This is a genomic window from Lysobacter antibioticus, assembly GCF_000731095.1.
Lineage (GTDB): Bacteria > Pseudomonadota > Gammaproteobacteria > Xanthomonadales > Xanthomonadaceae > Lysobacter > Lysobacter antibioticus_B.
In genome coordinates, this window is record NZ_JMTZ01000063.1 from 1 (window position 1) to 24,725 (window position 24,725).

Below are 24,725 nucleotides of genomic sequence, written 5' to 3' on the forward strand. Positions count from 1 at the left end.
CCACGAGTGCGATGCCCGCGCCGGGATTTTTCGATAGGACATCCTTGTCCTATCGAGTCACTCTTTTCTAAAGGCTGGGCGCACGTCCTGTGCGCCGCCCTCCGGGTCTACGATTGCATCGCAAGTTCGGAACTACGCCAAGCTTTCATGGCAACAGCAACAGCAACAGCAACAGCAACAGCAACAGCAACAGCAGCAGCCGCCGTTGCTCTTGGGTAGGAGCGGCGCAAGCCGCGACCGCGAATTCGCCGATGCGACGGAGCATCGACGGCATGACGCAACCTCTCGCAATCGCAATCGCAATCGCAACGCCGACGCTTCGGCGCCGACCGAATCGTTCCGACGATGCAATGCGCACAATCGCCGCACCTCCCTCTGCGACGACTGCAATGAACCGACGCGATCTGATGACCTGGCCGCTATCGGCGATGGCGCTGTCGATGTTGCCGCTGCCGGCGATGGCGGCCGGTAATCGGCCTGCGCGCGAACGACGCTCGGTCGCATGCGCCTTGGATGGGGAAACGCTGAGCTTGTCGCTCGTGCGGCAGCCGGGCCGCGGTCCGGTGGTGCTGTACGTACACGGCGCGACGTTCCCCTGCGATTTGTCGGTCGGCTGGCGCATGGGCGGGCTGTCGTGGCTCGACCATCTGCAGGCGCAGGGCTTCGATGCCTGGGGTCTGGATTTCGCCGGTTATGGCCATTCCGAACGGCCGGCGGTGTTCCAGGCCGATCCCGGTTCGGCGCCGCCCTGGGGCGATTACCGCATGGGCGCGGCGCAAATCGCCGCGGCGATCGCCGCGATCGGGCGCGAACGGCCGCACGCGCCGATCCATCTGCTCGCGCATTCCTGGGGCACGCTGCCGGCCCGGCAGGCGGCGATCGAGCATCCCGATGCGGTGAACAAGCTGGTGTTGTTCGGGCCGGTTTCGACTCGCGACGGCTCGCCAGGCGATGAGGCCAAGCCGGCCTGGACCTTGATCAGCGCGGCCGATCAACGGCCTCGGCAGCGCTCTGGTTTGCCGGCGGATGCGGCCACGCCGGTCAGCTCGCAGGAACTGGAAAGATGGTGCCAAGCCTATCTGGACAGCGACGAAGGCTCGGCCACGCGCAGCGCGCCGTCGGTGAGGGTTGCCAACGGGCCGGTCGCCGACATCGAGCGACTCTGGGCCGGACAGGCGCTGGTCGACAATGCACGCGTGCGTCAGCCGACTTTGATCGTGCGCGGCGAGTGGGACCACGTCACCACCGATGCCGATGTCGCGCGACTGTACGCCGAACTCAGCGGGGCGGCGGAGCGGCGCGAGGTCAAGATTTCGGGCGGCAATCATTGGCTGCACCTGCAACCGCGGCGCACGGCGCTGTGGTCGACGACCACGGCTTTCCTGCGCGATTGATCGCTCGCGAACCGAAGCCACACCGTGCAGGCAAAGCGAACACGCTCGGCAACGCAGCCGCTTGCGGCTCAGGGGTTCAGCGTCGCCCGGTACCTCGGCGCGGTGCGCGCCTGAGTCAGTTGCTCGAAGGCATAGCCCAGCGACAGCAGCTTCGCATCGCTCCAGCGCCGGCCCATGAAGACCATGCCTACCGGCAGGCCGGAGGCTTCGCCGAGCGGCACGGTCAAACTCGGGTAGCCGGCTACCGCGGCCGCGCCCCAGCTCGCGCCGCCGAAGGGGTCGCCGTTGACCGCATCGACCATGAAGGCCGGGGTCGTCGCCACTGCGATCAGGGCGTCGAGCTTGTGCCGCTTCATCACCGCATCGATGCCTTGCGCGCCGGCGAGTTGGCGCGCGCGCGCCGCGGCCTTGCGATAGGCCGGCTCCTTGAGGCTGCCTTTCTTGTTGGCCTGTTCTAACAGCTCCTGGTCGAAGTAAGGCATCTCGGTCGCGGCGTTCGCGCGGTTGAAGGCGATCAGCTCGCTCAGCGTTTTGACCGGTGCATCGTGTTCGCGCAGGTAGCGTTCGACGCCGTCCTTGAATTCGTACAGCAGCACCTCGAACTCGGCCTTGTTCCACTGCCCCGCGGTCGGAATCCGCACCTCGACGATGGTCGCGCCGGCATCGCGCATGCCCTTGAACGTGCGTTCGAGCACCGCGTCGATCGATGGAGGCGTCTTGACCCCGGAGTCGCGGATGAAACCCAGGCGGGCGCCGCGCAAGGACTCGGCGTCGAGCGTCGCGACGTAGTCGTCGATGCGCTTGCCGGCGGCGGCTTGTGCAGCGGCATCGCCGCCGGCGTCGGCCGCGGCGAGCACGCTCAGCAGTCGTGCGGCATCGGTGACGTTGCGCGCCATCGGGCCTGCGCTGTCCTGGCTGTGCGAGATCGGAATGATGCCGGCGCGGCTGACCAGGCCGACGCTGGGCTTGAAGCCGACCAGGCCGTTCATGGCCGCCGGGCAGAGGATGCTGCCGTCGGTCTCGGTGCCGACGCCGAGGGTGGCCAGGCTGGCGGCGATGGCGGCGCCGGTGCCGCTGCTGGAGCCGCAAGCGGTGCGGTCGAGCGCGTAGGGATTGCGGGTCAGACCGCCGCGGCCGCTCCAGCCGGAGATCGAGCGGGTCGAGCGAAAATTGGCCCACTCGCTGAGATTGGTCTTGCCGAGGATCACCGCGCCGGCCTGGCGCAGCGCGGCGACCAGCGGCGCGTCCTGCGGCGGGCGGTGCGCGGCCAGGGCCAGCGAACCGGCCGAATTGACCATCGGCGTGGCGTCGATGTTGTCCTTGATCAGCACCGCGATGCCGTGCAGCGGGCCGCGCAGCTTGCCGGCCTTGCGTTCTTCGTCGAGCGCCCGCGCCTCGGCCACGGCATTCGGATTGAGTTCGATCACCGCGTTGAGCCTCGGCCCGTCGTCGTCGAGGGCGGCGATGCGGTCGAGGTAGGCCTGGGTGAGTTTGACGCTGCTGAAGTCGCCGGCGGCCATGCGTGTCGCCAAGGTCGCGCTGTCGGCCTCGGTGAGGCGCAGTGGGTCGGCAGGCAGGAAACCGCGCGGCAGGTCGGCCGGCACGGCCGGGCGGGTCGGGCGCGGCGCGCCGCTGCTCGCGCAACCGACGACGGCCAGGACGAGCGCGACGGCGCTCAGGCGCAGCGCGGGCGTGGCGGACATGGCGGATTCCTGCAGAGACTCGGGCGAGTATGCCCGCGCGAACGTACACGGGCGAGGCACACTCGTCCGCTGGTGCGGCGCAGGATGCCGTTCGGTCGGATGGCGGTCCTCCTATGGACAGTGCGCGAGTGTCGGCGCGCCGATGCGGCTCAGGGCGCGCGGCTGCCCGCGGGCCGGATCTTGCGATAAACGAATTCCGGCGCCGGCGCCTGCGATTCGCGCTCGGCCAGTTCGCGCACGCCGGCGTGGTCGGGCGAGCGATCGCAGACCGGGTCCAGGGTGTCGGCGCGTCCGCTCAAAGCCAGCGCCTGGCAACGGCAACCGCCCCAGTCGATCTCGCGACGGTCGCAGCTGCGGCAGGGGTCCGGCATCCAGTCGGTGCCGCGATACCGCTGGAAGGCGTCCGACTCGCGCCAGATCTCGCCCAGGCCGCGTTCGCGCACCGAATCGAAATGCAGCCCGGCGATGGTTTCGGCGGCGTGGCAGGGCAGGACCTTGCCTTCCGGAGTGATGTTGACGAAGCGCTGCGCCCAGCCGCCCATGCAGGCCTTGGGACGGCGCGCGTAATAGTCGGGGGTGACGTAGTCGATGGTCAGGGTGCCGCGCAGGCGCTGGCGCGCGTCCTCGACCACGGCGGTGACGGCGTCGAGCTGCGCGCGGGTCGGCATCAGCGCGGCGCGGTTCTTCAGGCCCCAACCGTAGTACTGGGTGTGGGCGACTTCGAGCCGGCCGGCACCGAGATCGAGCGCGAGTTCGATCATCGCCGCGACGCGTTCGGCGTTGTGGCGATGGACCACGGCGTTGAGAGTCAGCGGCAGGCCGAGTTCGCCGCACCAGTGCGCCAGGGCGAGCTTGCGCCGATGGCTGCCGGCATACCCGGCGATGCGGTCGGCGCCGCGCTCCTCGCTGTCCTGGATGCTCAGTTGCAGATGATCGAGGCCGGCCTGTTGCAGGGCGAGCAGACGTTCGCGCTCGACGCCGACCCCGGAGGTGATCAGGTTGCAGTACAGGCCCAGCGAACGCGCGTGTCGCAGCAACTCGGGCAAGTCCTTGCGCAGGGTCGGCTCGCCGCCGGAGAAGTGCACTTGCAGCACGCCGAGTTCGGCGGCTTCGCCGAGCACGCGCAACCAGTCGGCGGTCGCCAGTTCGTCGCGCAGGCCGACCAGTTGCAGCGGATTGGAGCAATAGGGGCAGGACAGCGGGCAGCGATGGGTGAGTTCGAGCAGCACCGCCAGCGGCGGTGCCGGTGCGCGTTCGGCGCGCAATGGCGGCGCCAGCCCGGCGGCGACTGTCGGCGATGGCGTCGCTGCGGTCATGAGGCCGGCGCTGCGACCGCGAGCATGCGCTTGTCGAGCAGGCTGGCGAACAGTTCGAGCACGTCGCCGCGGACTTGCTCGGCATCGGCGTCGTACTCGGCCGCGAGCGCGGCGACGATCGCGTCGACGTCGGCGGCGCCGTCGACGCGGGCCAGCACGGCGTGGGCGATCTCGTCGAGTTCGACCACGCGTTCGGGCGCCAGCAGCACCCATTGTTCGCGCGCGCGGTCGTGTTGCAGGCGCACGCCGGCGGGGAAACGCGGTACCGCGCGGGCATCGATGGTCGCACTCATGCGCCGGGCTCCGGGGCGGGGCGGAAAGCGCCCGGCGGGATCATGTCGATGCGGTCCTCGCCGGGCGCATTGCCGACATAGGCCAGGTAAAGGGCGTCGAGCATCGACCACAGCACTTCGCACTTGAAGCGCAGCGCCGCGCAGACCGCGTCCTGCTGCTCGCGGGTGCGCGCATGATGTTTGACGTAGTCGAGGGCGAAGTGGGCGTCCTGCGGCGCCTGGTGCAGGCGCGAATCGAAATAGGCGAGGGCCTGTTTCGATACGAAATCGTAGTGGGCGAGCATGCCGGCGACGCGCTGGCCGATGATGTTCGGCGCGAACAGCTCGGTCAGCGACGAGGCGATGGCTTCGAGCAGGCTGCGTTCGCGCACGAAGTGGATATAGGCCTGGACCGCGAAACGCGTCGCCGGCAACAGGCCGCGTCCGGATTCGACCAGTTCGCGGTCGAGGCCGAGCGCGTCGGTCAGGTGCAGCCAACGCGCGATGCCGCCGTCGCCGGGGCGTTCGCCATCGTGATCGACGATACGCTGGCGCCAGACGCGGCGCAGGTCGGGGTCTTCGATGCGGGCGAGCAGGGCGGCGTCCTTGAGCGGGATGCAGCGCTGGTACTCGAAGCGATTGAGCGCCCAGGCCTGGACCTGGCCGCGGTTCAGACGGCCGCTGTGCAGCAGCGCATGGAAGGGATGCTTGTCGTGATAACGCTCGGCGCCGATCGCGCGCAGGCGCGCTTCGAGCTGCGCAGGCGTCAGCAGCGCGTCGTCGGCGATGCGCGGCCCGGACGGGTCGGTTTCGATGGCGTGCGCGTTCACAGCCCGATCTCCATCACAGCGTGATCTCCATGCCGTCCTCGGCGACTTCCCAGCCGTGCGCGGCGACGTGCGCGCGTTCGGGCGAGGCCTCGTCGAGCACCGGGTTGGTGGTGTTGAGATGGATGAACAGCTTGCGCTGCACGTCGAGGTCGGCGAACGCGGCGAGGGTGCCGCCGGCGTCGCCTTCGCCTTCGCCGAGGATGTTCATGTGGCCCATGCGCGCGCCGGTCTTGCGGCCGACTTCGGCGCGGATCAGCTCGTCGTCGCGCCACAGGGTGCCGTCGAAGAACACCAGGGCCGCGCCGCGCAGGCGTTCGCGCAAGGCCGGCGTCATCGCCGCGCAGCCGGGGACATAGAAGCAGCGTTGCGCGCCGTCGGAAATTTCCAGGCCGACGGTTTCCTCGGCCGAGCCGGCGAGGTCGCCGCCGCTGCGCGATTCCATGAACAAGGGCACTTTGCCGGGCACGCTGAACGCGGTCACGCGCAGGCCGAGTGGAGCGTCGAGGCCGGCGATATCGAGCGGCGCATCGAGGGTGAGCGGCTTGCGCGTTACGTACTCGGGATCGAGCGCATCGAAGATCGCGTTGTCGCGCAGCAACTGCAGCACGCGCGCACTGGCCCACAGGTCGAAGCGCTGGCGTTCGCGCATCGACAGCAGGCCGGCGATGTGGTCGATCTCGCCGCTGGTCAGCAGCACCGCCTCGATCGGCGAATGGCGCAGGCCGCGTTGCGGCCACAGCCGTGGAATGGCCAGCACCTGCTGGCGGAAATCGGGCGAGGCGTTGATCAGCAGCCAGCGTTCGCCATCGGCGCTGACCGCGATGCTGGCCTGGCTGCGGCGCTTATGGCCGGGCTCCTGGCGCCAGGCGCGCCGGCTGCCGGGGGTGTTGCAATTCCACTGCGGGTAACCGCCTCCGGCCGCCGCACCGAGCACGACGATATGCATCATCGTGTCGCCATCGGGCCAGCGTTACGACTCGCGCGCGTTGCGACGGCGGAAGCGGGCATGATTCAGAACAGGTCGCCGGAGGAGTACGAATTGATTTCGCAGCCGACCGAGATTTCGCGGATCTGAGGCTTGGACCAGGTCTTCATGTAGGTTCCTCGCGTTGGGGAGTGGGGCCTTGCCGGGACGGTGGAACCGCGGGCGATGGCTTGCGCGCGTCCGCACGGCCTTGCATCGCGCACGCCGGGATGCGGAGGCCGCGGCATGCGGTCGGGCCGGGGCCGCGACCTCAAAACGATACACCCGCCGGGTGGGCGGCGCCTGTGATTTCGAGCCCGATCGTGGTGCGTGCGGCAGGTTCCGGCTCGCCCGGATGTCGCCGCCGAACTGCGACGGCCGGCCTCAGTGACGGCGCTTGAACAGGTCGCGGCCGAGAACCCAAACCACGATCACGTTGATTATGAGAACTGCAATGGCCAGCCAGCCGGGATGGCGATACAGGGCATAGAGATCGAACGGCAGATACAGGGCCGCGCCGATGCAGCCGAGCCACGAGGCCCAGGCCTTCGCCTTCCACAGGCCCCACGCTTCGAGCAGATGCAACAGGCCGTAAGCGAGCACGACGCCGGCGGCCAGGTGCACCGAGTGCGGGCTGATCGCCTGCGCGAGCCAGGCCAGCGAGCCGTGTTCGGGATCGAGATGGAAGCGTTTGATGAGTTCTTCGATCCAGCGCTGCAAAGGCGCCGGGCCGAGCAGTTCCAGCCCGCTCGCGGCCGACAAGGCGAGCAGGCCCTTGATCGCTTCGACCGCGGCGATCAGGTGCAGACCCGGATGGGCCTTGGGGTCGCTGTCGTAATCGGGGGCGGTCGAGGTCATCGCGGTGCGCCGGATGCGGATCGCAGGCGAGGCCGTGCGTATCGATTCGAAGCGAGCCGGCAGGAATCGAAGGGGCTTGGGTCGAACCGGGTGGAATCGAGCCGGATAGAGGCGGACCGGATAGAAGCGGACCGGATAGAGGCGGACCGGATAGAGGCGGACATGATCAGATCGTGCATGGACATGCGGCGTTCGATCCCGGTTGTGCGTCAGGGTTCCCGGCCTGCGCCGTCGAGCGTGGCGGTCGACTGTGCCGGTATAGGCCGCAGAAACCGAAACGCGCGCCATCGGCGCGCGTTCCTTGGCCCGAGCCTCTCCCGCAGGCGGGAGAGCGTTGGGGCGATGCCGCCTTGCGGACAAGGCGGCGCTCGTAGCGATCAGGCCGCGCGCGAGGCGCGCTTGCGATCGCTTTCGGTGAGGAACTTCTTGCGCAGGCGGATTTCCTTCGGGGTGACTTCGACCAGCTCGTCGTCCTCGATGAAGTCCAGGGCCTGCTCCAGCGTGTACTTGATCGCCGGGCTCAGCTGGATCGCATCGTCCTTGCCCGAGGCGCGCATGTTGGTCAGCGGCTTGGTCTTGATGGCGTTGACGGTCAGATCGTTGTCCTTGGAGTGGATACCGATCAGCTGGCCTTCGTACACGTTGTCGCCCTCGGCGGCGAACAGGCGGCCGCGCTCCTGCAGCGGGCCCAGCGAGTAGGCCGGAGTGGCGCCCGGCGCATTCGCGATCATCACGCCGTTGATGCGCTTGGCGATCGCGCCCTGTTCCTTCGGGCCGTAATGGTCGAACACGTGGAACAGCAGGCCCGAACCCTGGGTCAGGGTGCGGAACTCGTTCTGGAAGCCGATCAGGCCACGCGCCGGGATCATGTAATCCAGGCGCACGCGACCCTTGCCGTCGGGCTCCATGTTCTTCATCTGCGCCTTGCGGGTGCCGAGCTTCTCCATGACGCCGCCCTGGTGCTGCTCTTCGATGTCGACCACCAATTGCTCGATCGGCTCCATCAGCTTGCCGTCGATTTCCTTGATGATGACTTCCGGGCGCGACACGGCCAGCTCGAAACCTTCGCGGCGCATGTTTTCGATCAGCACCGACAGGTGCAGCTCGCCGCGGCCCGAGACCAGGAACTTGTCCGGGTCGGAACCTTCCTCGACCTTCAGCGCCACGTTGTGCAGCGTCTCGCGCTCCAGGCGCTCGCGCAGCTGGCGGCTGGTCAGGAACTTGCCGCCGCTGAGCTCTTTATTGCCGGCGAACGGCGAATTGTTCACCTGGAAGGTCATGCTGATGGTCGGCTCGTCCACCGTCAGGGCGGGCAGGGCTTCCGGGGTGTCGAGCGCGCACACGGTGTCGGAGATCGACAGCTCGGCGACGCCGGAGATGGCGACGATATCGCCGGCCTCGGCTTCCTCGGTCTCCAGACGCTCAAGGCCCATGAAGCCGAGCACCTGCAGGACCTTGCCCTGGCGCTTCTTGCCGTGACGGTCGATCACGCTGACCGGCATGTTGCGGCGGACCTTGCCGCGCTGGATGCGGCCGATGCCGATCAGACCGACGAAGTTGCTGTAGTCCAGCTGGCTGATGCGCATCTGGAACGGGCCGTCGAGGTCGACCTGCGGCGGCGCCACGTGCTTCATGATCGCTTCGTACAGCGGGGTCATGTCGCCCGAGCGCGCGGAGTCGTCGAGGCTGGCGTAGCCGTGCAGCGCCGAGGCGTAGACGATCGGGAAGTCGAGCTGCTCATTGGTGGCGCCGAGCTTGTCGAACAGGTCGAACACCTGGTCGATGACCCAGTCCGGACGGGCGCCCGGGCGGTCGATCTTGTTGACCACCACGATCGGCTTGAAGCCCATTGCGAAGGCCTTCTGGGTGACGAAGCGCGTCTGCGGCATCGGGCCGTCCATCGCGTCGACCAGGATCAGCACCGAGTCGACCATCGACAGCACGCGCTCGACCTCACCGCCGAAGTCGGCGTGGCCTGGGGTGTCGACGATGTTGATGCGGTTGCCCTGCCAGGTGATGGCGGTGTTCTTGGCCAGGATCGTGATGCCACGTTCCTTTTCCTGGTCGTTGCTGTCCATCGCGCGCTCGGCCAGCACCGTGCGTTCGGACAGGGTGCCCGACTGCTTGAGCAGGCAGTCGACGAGGGTGGTCTTGCCATGGTCGACGTGGGCGACGATGGCGATATTGCGCAGGCGTTCGATGGACATGCGATTGGACGCCGGAAGGCGCTATAGCTGAGGAAGTAAGCCGATCATTATAGCGGGCAAACATGGCAAGTGCCTGCGGGGCGAGGATTTATTCGCCTGCGGGCCAGTTTTATGAACGGGGCAGGGCGGTCCAGGCCGGGCAGACTCCGGGGTGCAGGCCTCGGACGCCGTTATCCCCGCGGCCCCTGCGGACCGCCCCAAGCTGAGCCAGGCGCCGCCGGCTGCCGCGGGCGCGGCCGCGCGCGGTTCATGGCGGGACGGCCCGAATCGCCCATCGGGTACCCTTGTGGATGGCCCCGGGCGCCGCCATGTCGGCTGCCGAACGTCCGTTGTCCCATCCCCTCGCACCATCTGGAGTCCGCTGTATGAGCCTGATCGCCACTTTCGACACCGACCGCGGCCCGATCCGCGTCGAACTCGCCGCCGACAAGGCGCCGCTGACCGTCGCCAACTTCGTCAATCTGGCCCAGCGCGGCTTCTACGACGGCCTGAACTTCCACCGCGTGATCCCGAACTTCATGATCCAGGGCGGCTGCCCGCAGGGCACCGGCACCGGCGGCCCCGGCTACCGTTTCGAAGACGAGACCCGTAACGGCCTGGGCCATCAGCGCGGCGTGCTGTCGATGGCGAACGCCGGCCCGGGCACCAACGGCAGCCAGTTCTTCATCACCCACATCGTCTGTGACTGGCTCGACGGCAAGCACACCGTGTTCGGCAAGGTCCTCGAAGGCCTGGACGTGGTCGATGCGGTCAAGCAGGGCGACAAGATCAAGTCGGTCAAGATCGAAGGCGACGTCGCCGGCGCCCTGGCCGCCAAGGCCGAGCGCGTCGCCGACTGGAACAAGGTCCTCGACGAGAACGCCCGCGCCTGAGGCGCGGCGGGGCTGCGGCGGCCACCGCCGCGGCCCTCACCAAGGCTGGACAGGAAAGACGGCCGCAAGGCCGTCTTTTCGTTTCTGCAGCGCCGCCGCCGGCATCCGCCGCGGCGGCCGCGCCAGGGCCGCGCCGAAGCGGCCGCCCCGGCAAAGCGGCGCGGCCGATCGGGCACCGCGAACGGCGGCGAAGACGCCGATCCGGGCGCGTAAACAGGCCTGATCGAAGCCGGCGCGGCGGCGACGCTGTGCTACCATTTTGCGGCTCGAACCAGTGGTTCCGGCAGGCGTTTCCGGAGCATTGTTCTTCAGCTGCCGGGCGCGCCGACGCGCCGCCACTGCCGTCTCGCGCACGCTCCTCTCCCGCACCAGCTCCGTCGTACACCACCCCACGAGGTTCAAGACGATGCCCCAGCTCGCCCGGCGCATCGGTCGCGCCAAGCCCAGCGCGATCATGCAGGTTGCCGAAAAGGCCAAGCGGCTCAAAGCCGAAGGCCGCGACATCATCAGCTTTTCGATCGGCGTTCCCAACTTTCTGCCCGGCGACCATGTCTACGCCGCCGTGCGCGATGCGCTGGCCAAAGACAGCGGCCAGTACGGCAGCAACCGCGGCGCCGACGCCTTGCTGGATGCCTTCATCGAGCACATGAGCAAGATCGGCCTGACCGGCTACGGCCGCGTCAACGTCGCCACCGGCATCGGCGCCAAGCACGTGATCTACAACATCGCCGAAGCGCTGCTCGACGAAGGCGACACGATCGCGTTCCCGACCCCGTACTGGACCAGCTATCTCGACATCGCCGAGATCGTCAACGCCCAGATCGACCTGCTGCCGTGCCCGGCTTCGCAGGACTACAAGCTCACCCCCGCCCAGCTCGACGCCGCACTGGCGAAGAAGCCGAAGGTGTTCTTGTTCAACAACCCGTCCAACCCGACCGGCATGGTCTACGGGAAGGAAGAAATCGACGCGCTGGCCGACGTCGTGGCGAAGTATCCCGACACCTGGATCATCACCGACGACATCTACAACCGCATGGTGTTCGACGGCCTGGGCTACCACAACTTCGTCCATGCCCGTCCGGAACTGCGCGACCGCGTGATCTTCATCGACTCGCTGTCCAAGACCTACGGCATGCCGGGTTGGCGCGTGGGCTTCATGGCCGGACCGGAATCGGTCGCCCAGGCCGTGACCACGATGAACTCCAACCACATCACCAACGTGCCGGAAGTCGTCACCGCCGCCGCGGTCGCCGCGCTGTCGGGCCCGCAGGACGTGCCGACGCAAAAATGCGCCGAGTTCCAGGCCAAGCGCGATCAGGTCATGGCAGTGATGAACGCCATTCCGGGCGTGGTTTGCCCGCGTCCGCAGGGGGCGTTCTACGTGTTCCCGGACATCAGCGTCGCCTTCGGCAAGACCCATGCGCCGAGCGGCCTGAAGATCGGCAACGACATGGATTTCTGCAGCGCGCTGCTGGAAACCAAGGGCGTCGCCTGCGTGCCGGGTTCGGCGTTCGGCGAGCCGCGCGCGCTGCGCATCAGCTACACCTGCCCGACGCCGCAGCTCGCTCCGGGCCTGCAGCGGTTCCAGGAGTTCTTCGCCGAGCTCGTCTGAGCCCGGCGAAGTCCCATCACTGACGTAGCCAAGGAAAGCCTCGCAATGCGCGTACTCACCGTCCTGCTGATCCTGGGTCTGGCCGGTGGCGCGTATGCGCTGGCCTACAAGGGCGATACCGCCTGGTTCGCCACGCGCCAGGCCGAACTGAAACCCGACGACCCGCGTCACCAGACCGGCGACAAGCGCATCGTGATGCTGGCCGCGGAGTGGTGCGGCTACTGCGAAAAGCTGCGCAAGGATTTCGAACTCGCCGACGTGCGCTACAGCATCATCGACATCGACACGCCCGCCGGCCAGCGCGCCATGAGCGCGGTCGGCGCGCGTGGCGTGCCGGTGACCATCGTCGGCCAGGAGATCGTCTACGGCTACGACATGGACGAGATCAAGGACCGGCTGAAACCGCTGGGCTATCGACTCTGAAGCGCCTGGAGCGCTTGGCGCAGCTATCGAATTTGAAAGCGCCAGGCGCTTTCGCATCCTCATTCACGATCACCTTGGCGGGCCCCCGCGCCCGCACCATCGATCAACTAGCGAAGGAAACACCCCGATGAAGACCCCCGTCCGCGTTGCCGTCACCGGTGCTGCCGGCCAGATCGGCTACTCGCTGCTGTTCCGCATCGCCTCCGGCGAAATGCTCGGCAAGGACCAGCCCGTCATCCTGCAGTTGCTCGAACTGCCGCTCGAAAAAGCTCAGGCCGCGCTGAAGGGCGTGATCATGGAGCTCGAGGACTGCGCGTTTCCGCTGTTGGCCGGCGTGATCGGCACCGACGACGCCGAAGTCGCGTTCAAGGACGCCGACGTGGCCCTGCTGGTCGGCGCGCGTCCGCGCGGCCCGGGCATGGAGCGCAAGGACCTGCTGCTGGAAAACGCCAAGATCTTCACCGCCCAGGGCGCGGCGCTGAACAAGGTCGCTTCGCGCGACGTCAAGGTGCTGGTGGTCGGCAACCCGGCCAACACCAACGCCTACATCGCGATGAAGTCGGCTCCGGACCTGCCGGCGAAGAACTTCACCGCCATGTTGCGCCTGGACCACAACCGCGCGCTGAGCCAGCTCGCCGCCAAGGCCGGCGTCGCCGTGGGCGACATCGACAGCCTGATCGTGTGGGGCAACCACAGCCCGACGATGTACCCGGACTACCGCTTCGCCAAGGCCGGCGGCGTGTCGCTGAAGGACAAGATCAACGACGCCGCCTGGAACGCCGACAGCTTCATCCCGACCGTCGGCAAGCGCGGCGCGGCGATCATCGAAGCGCGCGGCCTGTCCTCGGCGGCCTCGGCGGCCAACGCCGCGATCGACCACATCCGCGACTGGGTGCTCGGCAGCAACGGCAAGTGGGTGACCATGGGCGTGCCGTCCGACGGCAGCTACGGCATCCCGGAAGGCGTGATGTACGGCGTGCCGGTGATCACCGCGAACGGCGAATACGCCCGCGTGGAAGGCCTCGAAATCGACGCCTTCAGCCGCGAGCGCATGGACAAGACCCTGGCCGAGCTCGAAGAAGAGCGCGCCGGCGTGGCCCACCTGCTGGGCTGATCGCCGCGCGATCGCGATGCATGAACGGGGCGGCCTTGGCCGCCCCGTTTTCGTTTGGGGGCTGGATCGCCGGATGCCCCGATCCCTCTCCGCGGCGATCGCCCCGTGTTTCGCCGACGCATCGCGATGGCGGCTCGCGTCGTCGGCCCATTGCGCAGCACCCCAGGCGTTTTCCCCTTGGTCGAAAGGGGGCGGGCCCTCTGCCGCCGAACCGGCCGCGAGCGTGTAGCATCGATCCCGCTCCGAAGTCCGAGGGGACCCCAGTCCGATGAGCGAGACCCTGCGCCTGTTGATTGCCGACGACCACCCGATGTTCCGGGCGGCGTTGCGTTATGCGCTCGGCGAGATCGCGCCGGGCGCCAGCATCGTCGAGGTGTCGAGCCAGAGCGCGCTCGAGGCGGCCATCGCCAGCGGCGAGGAATTCGACCTCGCCATGCTCGACCTGATGATGCCCGGCGCGATGGGTTTCTCCTCGCTGGTATACGCGCGCGGCGAGCGGCCCGAGTTGCCGGTGGTGATCATTTCCTCCAACGAACACCCGCGTACGATCCGTCGTGCCCAGCAGTTCGGCGCCGCCGCCTTCGTACCCAAGTCGGCGCCGACCACGGTGCTCGGCGAAGCGGTCAAGGCGGTGCTGGCCGGCGATGTCTGGTTTCCGGCGCAGAAGGCCGAACGCGACGAACACGATGCGCAACTCGCCGACCGTCTTGCCCTGCTGACGCCGCAGCAACTGCGCGTCTTGATGCGCCTCGCCGATGGCCTGCTCAACAAACAGATCGCCTACGAACTGTCGCTGGCCGAAAACACGGTGAAGATCCACGTCACCGCGATCCTGCGCAAACTCGGCTGCCACTCGCGCACCCAGGCGGCGGTGCTGGTGAAAGGCCTGTCGCTGGAAGACGAAGGCGCGGACTTGCGCGGCTCGACGGCGCAGTAACGGAAGAGGACGCCGGCACCCGTGTGCGGTTCTCCCCTTTGCAAAAGGGTAAGGGAAGCAGGCGGCTTTGCAGTGAGCGCTCAAGCAAATCCCCCGCGCCATTGAGTCGAACTCAGGCTTCGTAGCCGCGCAGGCCGCAGCCCCCTTTGTCAAAGGGGGCGATTATTCCGGTCGGCAACCTCGTTACGAGCTGGGATCTTGCACTGCCGACAACGCGACAAGGTGGCCGTGCAGTTCCCCCCTTTGAAAAAGGGGGCAGGGGGGATTTGCTTTGGCTTTACGGCGAACGCTCAAGCAAAGCCGCGCAGTGCCTTGTCTCTGCTAAGGCTCGCTCCGAACACTCGATCCCTATCCTTCAACCGCACCGCGTGCCAACAAGCGCATCGACAGTGCGCGCAGTGCGGCCGGTTTGAGCGGTTTGGGCAGGAAGCTCCAGCCGCGTTCGGCGGCGCGCGGGCGCAGAGTGGGGTCGGCGTCGGCCGACATCAGCACCACCGGCGGCATGCGCTCCCACTCGGCTTCGAGTTGGAGGGCCAGCTCGAAGCCGGTGCTTTCGCCCAGGCGATAATCGAGCAGCAACAGTTCGGGCATGGCCCGCGACGCGGCCATGTGCAGGGCGCCGGCCGCGTCGGCGGCCGTGTCGACGCAGCAGCCCCAATCGCTGAGCAGCCGTTGCGCGGCGTGTCGAGAATGCAGATCGTCGTCGACCACCCACACGCGGCGGCCGCGCAACAACGGGTCGAAATCGGATACGGCATCGCTATCGTGGGCTTGGTCCGAAGCGGCGGCCGCAGCCGGTTCGGCTTGGGTGGCCGCATACGGCACTTCCACCGAGAACACGCTGCCGCGGCCGGGCCACGAACGCACCGCGATGCGGTGGTCGAGCAGTTGGGCGACGCGACGTACGATCGCCAGACCGAGCCCGGCGCCGCGCGCCGGCGCTTCGATGCCGAGGTCGAGGCGCTGGAATTCCTCGAAGATCAGTTCGAGTTTGTTGGCCGGAATGCCGGGGCCGGTATCCCAGACCTCGATGCGCAGGCTATCGTCCAGGCGCCGTGCGCCGAGCACGATGCGGCCATCACGCGGAGTGAACTGCAAGGCGTTGGAGAGGAAGTTCTGCACGATCCGGCGCAACAGCACTTCGTCGCTGTCGACCACGGCGCTGGAGGCGATGCAGTGCAGGCGCAAGCCGCGCGACTCGGCCAGGATGCGGAACTGGCTGTCGATGGTGGCGAACACGCGCGCCAAGGGCAGGGCGCCACGGCGCACTTCGAGCGCGCCCGATTCCAGGCGCGAGATGTCGAGCAGGCTCGACAGGATGTCGTCCTGCGCCGCCAGCGCGGCCTCGATGTGGTCGGTGAGTTCGATGCCCTCGGCATCGACGCGCCGGCGCAGCGACGACAGATACATGCGCGCCGCGTTCAAGGGCTGCAACAAGTCGTGCACGGCCGCGGCGACGAAGCGGGTCTTGGAGCGGTTGGCGCGTTCGGCCTCGCCCTTGGCGGTCTGCAGGTCGCTGGTGCGTTGTTCGATGCCGCGTTCGAGGCTGTCGGCGAGCGTGCGCAGATCGCGCGCGGCCTGTTTGTAGGCGGTGATGTCGGCGTAGCTGGTGACGAAGCCGCCGTCCGGCATCGGGTTGCCGCGGATCTCGATGACGGTGCCGTCGGGGCGCTCGCGTTCGTGCAGGTACGGCTGGCCGCGTTGCAGGTGATCGAGGCGGCGGCGGATCGCCTCTTCGGGATCGCTGCCGAGCAGGCCGCGGCGGGCGTTGTAGCGGATCAGGTCCTCGATCGGCCGCCCGACCTGCAGCAGTTCGGGCGGGTAGCGGAACAACTCGGCGTAACGCTGGTTCCAGGCGACCAGACGCAGTTGCGAATCGACCACGCTGACGCCCTGCGGCAAATGCTCCAGGCTGTGGCCTTCGCCGAGGCTTGCCTGGCGCGCGGCCTGGACCACGCCGTCCTGCGCCGTGCGCAAGGCCTCGGCGTGGTGCTCGACCATCTTTTCCAGTTCCTGCCGGCTGCGCAGGCGCAGCGTCGCGATGCGGTGGCGCTGCAGGATCAGCAGGGCCAGCGAGACCAGCAGCAACCAGCCGCCGGCGGCGACCGCGCGCGCGATCCAGGCGGTGCGCAGGCTCGGCGTGGTGTCGCGCAGCAGGTGCAGGGTCCAGTTTTCGCGCGGCAGGTGCAGCGATTGCCACAGCATCGGCTCGCGCATCGCCGGGTCGCGCAGGCGCACCACGCGCGCGCCGCCGCCGATGTCGCGTTCGAGCCGGATCGAGGCCAGGCGCAAGGGCTGTCCTTGATATTGGCGGGTCAGTTGCAGTTCGCGGCGTTGCGCCGGTGTTGGCGGCTCCAGCATGCGGTAGCGCCACTGCGGCGTCGCGCTCAGGAACACCACGGCGTTAGCGTCGCTGAGCAAGACCAGATCGCCGCGCTCGCTCCAGTCCGAACGGATGTCTTCGAGTTCGACCTTGACTGCGACCGCGCCGACCGCGCCGCCGCGTTCGTCGTGGATGGCGCGGGCGATGAAATGGCCGGGCACGTGGGTGGTCACGCCGATCGCATAGAACTCGCCGGTGCCTTCGGTCATCGCCTGCTGGAAATAAGGGCGGAAGGCATAGGAATGGCCGACGTTGCTGTTCGACCCCGCCCAGTTGCTCGCGGCGATGCCGATGCCGTTGCCGTCGATCAGGGTCAGGGTGCTGGTGCGGTTGGCGAAATTGAGCTGGACCAGACGTTCGTTGGCGCGCTGGCGTTGCAGCTTGTCGTCCGGATTGGCGAGGGTGGCGCGCAGTTGCGGATCGAGCGACAGCACCGCCGGCATGATCCGGTAGCGGTCGATGTGCTGTTCGATGACCTGGGCGCGTTGATCGAGCAGGACCCGCGCCTCGGCGGCCTGGCGTTGCAGCGCCCGGGTATAGGCCACGCGCCCGGCGATCAGCATCGCCAGCAACAGCACGGCCAGGATCGCGGCGATCCAGAGCGCGGTCTTGAGCTGGCGAGGGCGGGGAATCACGGGGGCGGGGCTCGTTGAGGCCTCGGTGCAAGACTAACCGGTTTGGGCCGAGGGCCGCAGTGGCGCCGGGTGTCGAGGGTTCGCGGTCGCGACTGGTGACCGGAGCAAATCCAGTAGGACGTCGCTCCTACCCAAAGCGGCGCGCTCTTAAGGGGTAGGAGCGGCGCGAGCCGCGACCGCGTCAAAGCAACTACTGCGCGACGATGCTCACACGAGACTCAAAAATGCACCTGCGCCCGCAGCTCCAGCACGTCGGGGTCGGCCGACAACACACCCTTGTCGGCCGACATGCGCACGTAATTGGCCTGGAACTTGAAGTGCGTGGTCAGGTACCAGTTCACGCCGAGGGTCAGGTCGCGCTGGCGGCCGCCGGCGATGCCGCCGTCGTCGAGGTCGAGTTCGCCGTAACGCGCGAGCAGTTCCACCGCGCCATAGCCGTGCGTCGGTTTGATGTTGGCGACGTTGTTGTTGCTGTAGGGGCGGGATTCGCCGGTCAGCACCCAACTGCCGGTCACGTAATAACCGTGGGCGGTGAAATCGCGCGCGCCGTTTTCGCGTTCGGCGCTGGCGCGCAGGTACTCGGCCTGCACCGACCAGGGGCCGTCGATCCACAGCGCTTCCAGGCCGTTGCGCACGATGCGGTCGGTGTTGCGCAGGCTGCCCGAGTCGACCAGGCGCACCGGCGTCAGTCCATTCTCCGGTCGCGCACGGAACCGCGCCGACGGGCCGAAGTAGGCGCCGCGTCCGTCGCGGAAGCCGTGCGGGTTCTCGACCGAGCCGGTCAGGCCCAGATGCACGACGCGGTTCTTGTCCTTGACCGGCGTCCACACCGCGCGCGCCGCGGCGGTGGTGCCGGGGTTGTCGCCCTGCAGGTCGTGACCGAAGAAGTAGGCCGTGCTCACGGCATAGCGCGGCCGTTCCAACGACCACTCCACGCCGGTGCGGCGGCCCTGGAACATCGCCTGTGAGGCTGCCGACAGTTCCATCATGCTGCCCGTGCGCGAGGCCGCGACGCTTTCCATGCTGACCGGGGTCTTGAAATAGCCGACCCGCAGCTTGCCGTAGTCGGCGCCGAACAGCGCCTTGGTTTCCAGGCGCAGGGCGACGTCGAGCCAGAGCTTGGACTCGAAATCCATGACCGCGGTGAAATCGTAGACATCTTTTTTCTTCAGGCCGATGCCGAATTCGCGGCGACGGTAGTGGCCGTCGTCGCCGAGCGCGGTCGCCACGGTGCCGTAGCCGCGGTCGCCGGAAAAGTCGACCACGTCGTAGGCGAAATTGCCGGTGGCCGACAACTCGGTGCCGTTGCCGAAGCTGTACTTGGTAGGCCAATCGTCGAAGCCGGCGGCCTGGGCGATGCACGAGGCGGACGACAACAACACGGCGGACAAGGCGAGGGCGAGACGATCGGGACGCGGCATCGGGCGGGCTCCAGGGTCGTGCAGCAGCCGTCCTGGCAGCAGCGTGCCGTGCCGGACGCGATGCGTCCGGCTGCGGCGATGGCTAAGGGAGGGGGTGTCGCTAAGCGGGCGTTACGGAGGGCTCAGGCGATCTTGTCGGCCAGCGGCGCGTGCGTGTCCGAGGGCAGGGCGGCGTCGAGTTCGACCGCGCTCGGCGGGTTGAGCAGCTCATGGTTGAGTTTGTCGCGATCGAGCTCGTTCTCCCAGCGCGCCACCACGATGGTGGCGACGCCGTTGCCGATGAAGTTGGTCAAAGCGCGCGCCTCGCTCATGAAGCGGTCGATGCCGAGGATCAGCGCCAGACCCGCGACCGGCACCGCCGGCACCACGGTCAGGGTCGCGGCGAGGGTGATGAAGCCGGCGCCGGTGACGCCGGAGGCGCCCTTCGAGGTCAGCATCGCCACCGCGAGCAGGGTCAGTTCCTGGGTCAGGGTCAGGTCGACGTTCAGCGCCTGGGCGATGAAGATCGTCGCCATGGTCAGGTAGATGTTGGTGCCGTCGAGGTTGAAGGAATATCCGCTCGGAACCACCAGGCCGACCACCGGCTTGGAACAGCCCAGGCGTTCGAGCTTGCGCATCAGCGGCACCAGCGCCGACTCCGACGACGAGGTGCCGAGCACCAGCAGCAGTTCGTCGCGGATGTAGCGGATGAAGCGCAGGATGCTGAAGCCGGTGAAGTAGGCGATGGTGCCGAGCACGACCAGGATGAACACCGCGCAGGTCAGGTAGAAGCTGCCCATCAGGCGCGCCAGCGGGCCCAGCGAGTCGACGCCGTACTTGCCGATGGTGAAGGCCATCGCTGCGCCGGCGCCGATCGGGGCCAGCTTCATGATCATGCTCATCATGCCGAAGAACACCTTCGACACCGACTCGAACAGGTCGACGATTTTCTCGCCGGTCTTACCGATGTGCAGCAGGGCGAAGCCGAACAGCACCGCGAGCAGCAGCACCTGCAACAGGTCGCCGTTACCGGTAAAGGCATCGGTGAAGGTCTTGGGAATGATGTGCAGGAGGAACTCGACCGTGCTCTGGTCCTTGGCCGCGGCGGCGTATTTCTCGACCGCGCTCGCATCCAGGGTGGCCGGATCGGCGTTGAAGCCCGCGCCGGGCTTGAGCGTGTTGACCACGATCAGGCCGATCACCAAAGCGATCGTCGAGACGACCTCGAAATAGAGGATGGCCTTCACGCCGACGCGGCCGACCTTCTTGACGTCGGAGACGCCGGCGATGCCGAGCACCACGGTCAAGAAGATGATCGGCGCGATCAGCATCTTGATCAGCGAGATGAAGCCATCGCCGAGCGGTTTGAGCTTGACCGCGAAGTCCGGGAAGAAGTGGCCGACCACGCCGCCCAGGAGAATGGCGCCGAGCACCCAGAGGTAGAAACGCGAGCCGGACTTTTTCATGGCGGGTACTCAGGCGAGGAACGAGTGGAGAGGAACGAGCAGTGAGTGGAGCGTTGGCGCTCAGTCGCGGTCGATGTGCGAATGCTTGCGGGTGTCGGGCATCAGGGTGTAGACCAGCAGCGAGCAGGCGATGCAGGCGCTGACGTACCAGAAGAAGCCGGTCTCCATGCCGATCTTCTTGAACCACAGCGCCACCGGTTCGGCGGTGCCGCCGAACAGGGCGACGGTGAGCGCGTAGGGCAGGCCGACGCCGAGCGCGCGGATCTCGACCGGGAACAGTTCGGCCTTCACCACCGCGTTGATCGCGGTGTAGCCGCTGACCGCGCTGAGCAGGATCATGATCAGCCAGAACGCCTGCATCGGCGTCTGTGCGTCCTGGATCAGGTGCATCACTGGCACCGTCAACACCGTGCCGAGCACGCCGAAGGCGATCAGCAGCGGACGTCGGCCGATGCGGTCCGACAGTGCGCCGACCAGCGGCTGCATCAGCATGTAGACGAACAGGGTCGCGGCGTTGATCAACGACGCGGTCTCCTTGTCGAAGCCGGTGCTGATGGTGAGGAACTTCAGCATGTAGTTGGTGTAGGTGTAGAACGCCAGGGTGCCGCCCATGGTCAGGCCGATCACCGTCAATACCGCGCGCGGGTGCTGCATCAGGGTGCGCAGCGAGCCTTCCTTGCGCTGCGGCGTGTCGCTGGCCTTGAGCTTGGTGAAGGATTCGGTTTCCTGCATGTTGCGGCGCAGGTACAGGGCGATCACCGCGGCCAGGGCGCCGATCGCGAACGGGATGCGCCAGCCCCAGGACTTCAGCTGCTCGTCGTCGAGCACGAACTGCTGCAACACGATCAGCACCATCAGGGCGAGCAACTGGCCCATGATCAGGGTGACGTAAAGGAAGCTCGACCAGAAGCCGCGGTTCTCGCGCGAGGACATCTCGCTGAGGTAGGTCGCCGAGCTGCCGTATTCGCCGCCGACGCTGAGGCCCTGCAGCAGGCGCGCGAACACCAACAGGATCGGCGCGAAGATGCCCAGGGTCTCGTAGCCCGGGGTGAAGGTGATGATCAGCGAGCCGGTGCACATCATCAGCACCGACAGCATCAGCGCCGCCTTGCGGCCGTGGCGGTCGGCGTAACGGCCGAACACCCAGCCGCCGAGCGGGCGCATCAGGAAACCCACGGCGAAGATCGCCGCGGCATTGAGCGCTTGCGAGATAGGGTCGCCCTTGGGGAAGAACACGTGGGCGAAGTACAGCGAGAACGCGCTGTAGACGTACCAATCGTAGTACTCGACCAAGTTGCCGATCGACCCGGAGAAGATCGACTTCAGGCGCTGGCTGGGGCTCATGGCCGGGGCGCTGGCGAGGAGGGTGTCGGCGGTGGTGGCGCTCACGGCGGCTCCTGGTTGGGTAGGGACGGCGCCGGATCGTTCGATGCGGAGGCATCGCGGAACGGCCATGGCACGACGGCGGCACGTCCCTGCGCCCGCTGCCGATGGTGGGCGCGCGGCCGGCCGCGACCAATAGCACCTTAGGGTTAGGGCCGGCCGAGGCCGCGCCGAAGGCCGGAAATGCAGGCGCTCCGCCGCATTCGGCGTGTGCGGATCGACGGCGGCGAGGGGCTTCGGCGCCGTGACGGCGGTCGATGAATCCGCGGACCGCGCCATCGGCAATCGGCGTCGCGGCGCGGCCGCACTCGCGCCTCGCAGCGGCGTCGCGGGCGCAGCCTCGCCATCTGCGCGTCATCTGCGACCTCCATCCTTGCCGGCTGTGATCGATGCCCCTTTGGAGATGTGCGAATGAAACGAGCCCACGCAACGCCGACCCTGGCGCTGGCGATCTGGTCGGCGCTGGCGATGCTTCCGGCCCAGGCCGCCGAGCTCGAGACCGGTGCCCTCGACTCTGCGGCCGGTGCGGCCGCCGGCAGCGACGCGACCACGCTCGATGCGGTGTCGGTGATCGGCATGGGCGAGACCCGCCAGGTCCAGCGCATCAAGCGCGCCGACCTGGAACTGCCGGCCCCGGGCACCAGCGCACAGAAGATCCTCAACAAGCTGCCCGGCATCTCGGTGCAGTCCAACGACGTCTACGGCGCCAACGAGGAATCCCAGACCATCAGCCTGCGCGGCTTCAACCAGCGCCTGTTGGGCTACACGCTCGACGGCATCCCGCTCGGCGACAACAGCTACGGTAACTACAACGGCCTGGGCATCAGCCGCGCCCTGATCGGCGAAAACCTCGCCGGCGCCGAACTCGCCGCCGGCGTGGGTTCGCTCGGCACCGCCTCGACCAGCAACCTCGGCGGCACCCTGCAGTATTTCTCGTCCGATCCGGAGGCCGAGTTCGGCCTGCGCCTGGCCCAGACCTTCGGCAGCGACAAGACCCGCCGCACCTATGCGCGCCTGGACACCGGCGAGCACGGCGGCTTCTCGATGTATCTGTCCGGCTCGATCCTCAGCGCCGACATGTGGTCGGCGCCGGGCGACAACCAAGACCAGAACCAGGTCAACCTCAAGGCCGTTTACAACTTCGGCGACGGCCACCGCATCAGCGCCTACCTCGCCAGCGCCGAGACCAGCCAGGCCAACTTCGCCTATCTGTCCAAGGGCCTGCTTGCGCGCGGCGCCGGTTGGGACTGGAACCTGTACAAGCCCGATTGGCAACGCGCCCTGGCCGCGGCCTATTGCGCACCGCGCCCGTGGCCGGCGCGCCAGCACCTGGTCGGCGATAAGCGCTGCGCCTTCAGCGGCCCGGCCAACAGCATCGACGACGCCTACTACGCCAGCCGTGCCTTGCGCACCGACCACCTCGCCGCGATCGCCGGCGAGTTCAACCTCGGCGAAGGCGTGCAGCTGAAGTCGCAGGCCTACTACCACGACAACCGCGGCCAGGGGCACTGGTGGTCGCCGGGCAATTACTCCTACCCGAACACCTCCAAGGCGATCCCGATCTCGATCCGCAGCACCAACTACGGCATCAACCGCTACGGCGCGATGGCCTCGTTGAACTGGGAGATCGGCAACCACCGCATCGAAGGCGGCTTCTGGTACGAAAGCAACCACCACGACGTGCAGCGCAACTTCTATTTCATCGAAGGCCCGGTCAACGACGACCGCTACCTGCGCGACCCGGATCGCCGCCTGTTCTTCCAGAAGTACCGCATCAACACGCGCCAAGCCTATCTGCAGGACACTATCCGCCTGCTCGACGGGCGCATGACCCTCGACATCGGCGCCAAGAGCACCCAGGTCGACATGCGCGCCCGCCAGGTGGCGCCGTCGACCATGGAAGTGCCGAACGCCACCGGCCGCCTCAAGACCGACAAGAGCTTCCTGCCGCAGCTCGGCATCGGCTACCAGCTCGGCGAAGGCCAGGAGCTGTTTGCGGCCTATACGCGCAACGTCGCGGCCTTCGTCGGCGGCGGCGCCGGCGGCCCGCTGGCGATCAACCAGGCCGCGTTCGATGCGCAGAAGGACAGCCTCGACCCCGAGGAGTCGCGCACCATCGAAGCCGGCTACCGCCGCGTCGGCGAGACCTACCAGGCCTCGTTGAGCCTGTACGCGGTACGTTTCGACAACCGCCTGCTGTCGCTGAACCCCTGCTCGAGCATCGAAGCCGGCACCCGGCCGGAGTGCATCACCAAGTTCTTCAACGTCGGCTCGGTCGACAGCGTCGGCAGCGAGCTGGTCTTCATCTGGAAGCCGAGCGAACAGTTCCAGTGGTACAACGCCTTGTCGTGGAACAAGTCGACCTACCAGGATAACTACATCGACAGCGGCCGCGAGATCCAGACCCGCGACAAACGCGTGGTCGACGTGCCCGACAAAATGCTGTCGAGCGAACTCAGCTACCGCAGCGGCCCCTGGCTGCTGAGCCTGAGCGGCAAGTACACCGGCAAGCGCTACTACACCTACACCAACGACAACGGCTTCGGCGGCTCGACCACCTTCGACGCCTCGGCCCGCTACACCTTCGGCGCGATGGGCCCGTTCCGGCAGTGGTCGGTCGCGCTCAATGGCAGCAACCTCACCGACAAACGCACCGCGAGCAATCTGACCGCGTTCAGCGCGTCCGATCCGCAGGGCAAGACTTTCGCCTTCCATGCCAACGCACCGCGGCAGGTGTTTCTGACCATCGACGCCCGATTCTGATCGGCTTGGCTTTGTTTTTGCTTTTGCTCGGCTTGGGCTCTAGCTCTAGTTGTGTAGCTTTGGCTGTGCGTAGCCTAGGACTAGCGAAGGCCGTCGAAGACCCGGAGGGCGGCGCGCAGGGATGCGCGCCGTTTTTTATCGGGACAGGGATGTCCCGTATGAAAAATCCCTGCGGATGCACCGCTCGTGCGGG

Annotated in this window: 21 protein-coding genes; 7 read left to right on the forward strand and 14 right to left on the reverse strand. The window is 67.5% G+C overall.

Annotation, left to right across the window (positions count from 1 at the left end; translation table 11 throughout):
- Positions 1 to 145: 145 nt before the first annotated feature.
- On the reverse strand, positions 146 to 274 hold the full coding sequence (locus EX88_RS27340) for a hypothetical protein (RefSeq protein ID WP_268745607.1): 129 nt from the start codon (positions 272 to 274) through the stop codon (positions 146 to 148).
- A 115-nt stretch (positions 275 to 389) separates the two neighbouring features.
- Here EX88_RS27340 and EX88_RS0117080 point away from each other — a divergent pair, with 115 nt between their 5' ends.
- Entirely contained in the window at positions 390 to 1,394 is a 1,005-nt protein-coding gene (locus EX88_RS0117080; RefSeq protein WP_031373204.1) for an alpha/beta hydrolase, read from the forward strand.
- A 68-nt stretch (positions 1,395 to 1,462) separates the two neighbouring features.
- Here EX88_RS0117080 and EX88_RS0117085 read toward each other — a convergent pair whose 3' ends face one another.
- The 8 genes from EX88_RS0117085 to typA form a co-directional block, all read right to left on the reverse strand.
- Positions 1,463 to 3,097 (reverse strand): amidase, encoded by a 1,635-nt coding sequence (locus tag EX88_RS0117085; RefSeq protein ID WP_081931136.1) that lies wholly within the window; start codon positions 3,095 to 3,097, stop codon positions 1,463 to 1,465.
- A 149-nt stretch (positions 3,098 to 3,246) separates the two neighbouring features.
- Positions 3,247 to 4,413: a pyrroloquinoline quinone biosynthesis protein PqqE gene (gene pqqE / locus EX88_RS0117090; RefSeq protein WP_235186333.1), complete on the reverse strand. Its 1,167-nt coding sequence runs from the start codon at positions 4,411 to 4,413 to the stop codon at positions 3,247 to 3,249.
- Positions 4,410 to 4,706: a pyrroloquinoline quinone biosynthesis peptide chaperone PqqD gene (pqqD, locus tag EX88_RS27170; RefSeq protein WP_031373207.1), complete on the reverse strand. Its 297-nt coding sequence runs from the start codon at positions 4,704 to 4,706 to the stop codon at positions 4,410 to 4,412. The genes pqqE and pqqD overlap by 4 nt, the downstream gene beginning before the upstream one ends.
- Positions 4,703 to 5,473 carry a pyrroloquinoline-quinone synthase PqqC gene (pqqC, locus tag EX88_RS0117100; RefSeq protein ID WP_031373208.1) on the reverse strand — a complete coding sequence of 257 codons (771 nt, stop codon included), beginning with the start codon at positions 5,471 to 5,473 and terminating at the stop codon, positions 4,703 to 4,705. Before pqqC ends, pqqD begins: the two co-directional genes overlap by 4 nt.
- A 55-nt stretch (positions 5,474 to 5,528) precedes the next feature.
- Positions 5,529 to 6,461 carry a pyrroloquinoline quinone biosynthesis protein PqqB gene (gene pqqB / locus EX88_RS0117105; RefSeq protein WP_031373209.1) on the reverse strand — a complete coding sequence of 311 codons (933 nt, stop codon included), beginning with the start codon at positions 6,459 to 6,461 and terminating at the stop codon, positions 5,529 to 5,531.
- Positions 6,462 to 6,526: 65 nt separating this feature from the next.
- Positions 6,527 to 6,727, reverse strand: coding sequence for a pyrroloquinoline quinone precursor peptide PqqA (gene pqqA, locus EX88_RS27490; protein ID WP_081931139.1), 201 nt, complete (start codon positions 6,725 to 6,727; stop codon positions 6,527 to 6,529).
- 136 nt (positions 6,728 to 6,863) lie between these two features.
- Entirely contained in the window at positions 6,864 to 7,337 is a 474-nt protein-coding gene (locus tag EX88_RS0117115; protein WP_031373210.1) for a DUF2127 domain-containing protein, read from the reverse strand.
- A gap of 377 nt (positions 7,338 to 7,714) precedes the next feature.
- Positions 7,715 to 9,544, reverse strand: a complete 1,830-nt coding sequence (gene typA, locus EX88_RS0117120; protein WP_031373211.1) for a translational GTPase TypA — start codon at positions 9,542 to 9,544, stop codon at positions 7,715 to 7,717.
- A gap of 365 nt (positions 9,545 to 9,909) precedes the next feature.
- On the opposite strand from typA, the gene EX88_RS0117125 reads away from it, so the two are divergent.
- A complete protein-coding gene (locus tag EX88_RS0117125; protein ID WP_031373212.1) occupies positions 9,910 to 10,416 on the forward strand; it encodes a peptidylprolyl isomerase in 507 nt (168 codons plus the stop codon).
- Positions 10,417 to 10,452: 36 nt separating this feature from the next.
- On the opposite strand, the gene EX88_RS24710 is transcribed toward EX88_RS0117125, so the two are convergent.
- Positions 10,453 to 10,770: a hypothetical protein gene (locus EX88_RS24710; protein WP_152566326.1), complete on the reverse strand. Its 318-nt coding sequence runs from the start codon at positions 10,768 to 10,770 to the stop codon at positions 10,453 to 10,455.
- A 52-nt stretch (positions 10,771 to 10,822) separates the two neighbouring features.
- On the opposite strand from EX88_RS24710, the gene EX88_RS0117135 reads away from it, so the two are divergent.
- The 4 genes from EX88_RS0117135 (at position 10,823) to EX88_RS0117150 (ending at position 14,502) form a co-directional block, all read left to right on the forward strand.
- Positions 10,823 to 12,028 carry a pyridoxal phosphate-dependent aminotransferase gene (locus EX88_RS0117135; RefSeq protein ID WP_031373213.1) on the forward strand — a complete coding sequence of 402 codons (1,206 nt, stop codon included), beginning with the start codon at positions 10,823 to 10,825 and terminating at the stop codon, positions 12,026 to 12,028.
- A 45-nt stretch (positions 12,029 to 12,073) separates the two neighbouring features.
- A complete protein-coding gene (locus EX88_RS0117140) occupies positions 12,074 to 12,451 on the forward strand; it encodes a glutaredoxin family protein (protein ID WP_031373214.1) in 378 nt (125 codons plus the stop codon).
- A gap of 127 nt (positions 12,452 to 12,578) precedes the next feature.
- Positions 12,579 to 13,565: a malate dehydrogenase gene (locus EX88_RS0117145; protein ID WP_031373215.1), complete on the forward strand. Its 987-nt coding sequence runs from the start codon at positions 12,579 to 12,581 to the stop codon at positions 13,563 to 13,565.
- 268 nt (positions 13,566 to 13,833) lie between these two features.
- Positions 13,834 to 14,502, forward strand: coding sequence for a LuxR C-terminal-related transcriptional regulator (locus EX88_RS0117150; RefSeq protein ID WP_031373216.1), 669 nt, complete (start codon positions 13,834 to 13,836; stop codon positions 14,500 to 14,502).
- 348 nt (positions 14,503 to 14,850) lie between these two features.
- Here the strand turns inward: EX88_RS0117150 and EX88_RS0117155 are convergent, their stop codons facing one another.
- From EX88_RS0117155 to EX88_RS0117170, 4 genes are all read right to left on the reverse strand, one after another.
- A complete protein-coding gene (locus tag EX88_RS0117155) occupies positions 14,851 to 17,517 on the reverse strand; it encodes a hybrid sensor histidine kinase/response regulator (RefSeq protein ID WP_031373217.1) in 2,667 nt (888 codons plus the stop codon).
- A 221-nt stretch (positions 17,518 to 17,738) separates the two neighbouring features.
- Positions 17,739 to 18,941 (reverse strand): OprO/OprP family phosphate-selective porin, encoded by a 1,203-nt coding sequence (locus EX88_RS0117160; protein WP_031373218.1) that lies wholly within the window; start codon positions 18,939 to 18,941, stop codon positions 17,739 to 17,741.
- Positions 18,942 to 19,063: 122 nt separating this feature from the next.
- Complete coding sequence (locus EX88_RS0117165; protein WP_051885240.1) at positions 19,064 to 20,386, reverse strand: dicarboxylate/amino acid:cation symporter; 1,323 nt, start codon at positions 20,384 to 20,386, stop codon at positions 19,064 to 19,066.
- 60 nt (positions 20,387 to 20,446) lie between these two features.
- Positions 20,447 to 21,775, reverse strand: coding sequence for an MFS transporter (locus EX88_RS0117170; protein ID WP_031373220.1), 1,329 nt, complete (start codon positions 21,773 to 21,775; stop codon positions 20,447 to 20,449).
- A 405-nt stretch (positions 21,776 to 22,180) separates the two neighbouring features.
- Here EX88_RS0117170 and EX88_RS0117175 point away from each other — a divergent pair, with 405 nt between their 5' ends.
- On the forward strand, positions 22,181 to 24,532 hold the full coding sequence (locus EX88_RS0117175) for a TonB-dependent receptor (protein WP_031373221.1): 2,352 nt from the start codon (positions 22,181 to 22,183) through the stop codon (positions 24,530 to 24,532).
- Positions 24,533 to 24,725: the final 193 nt, after the last annotated feature.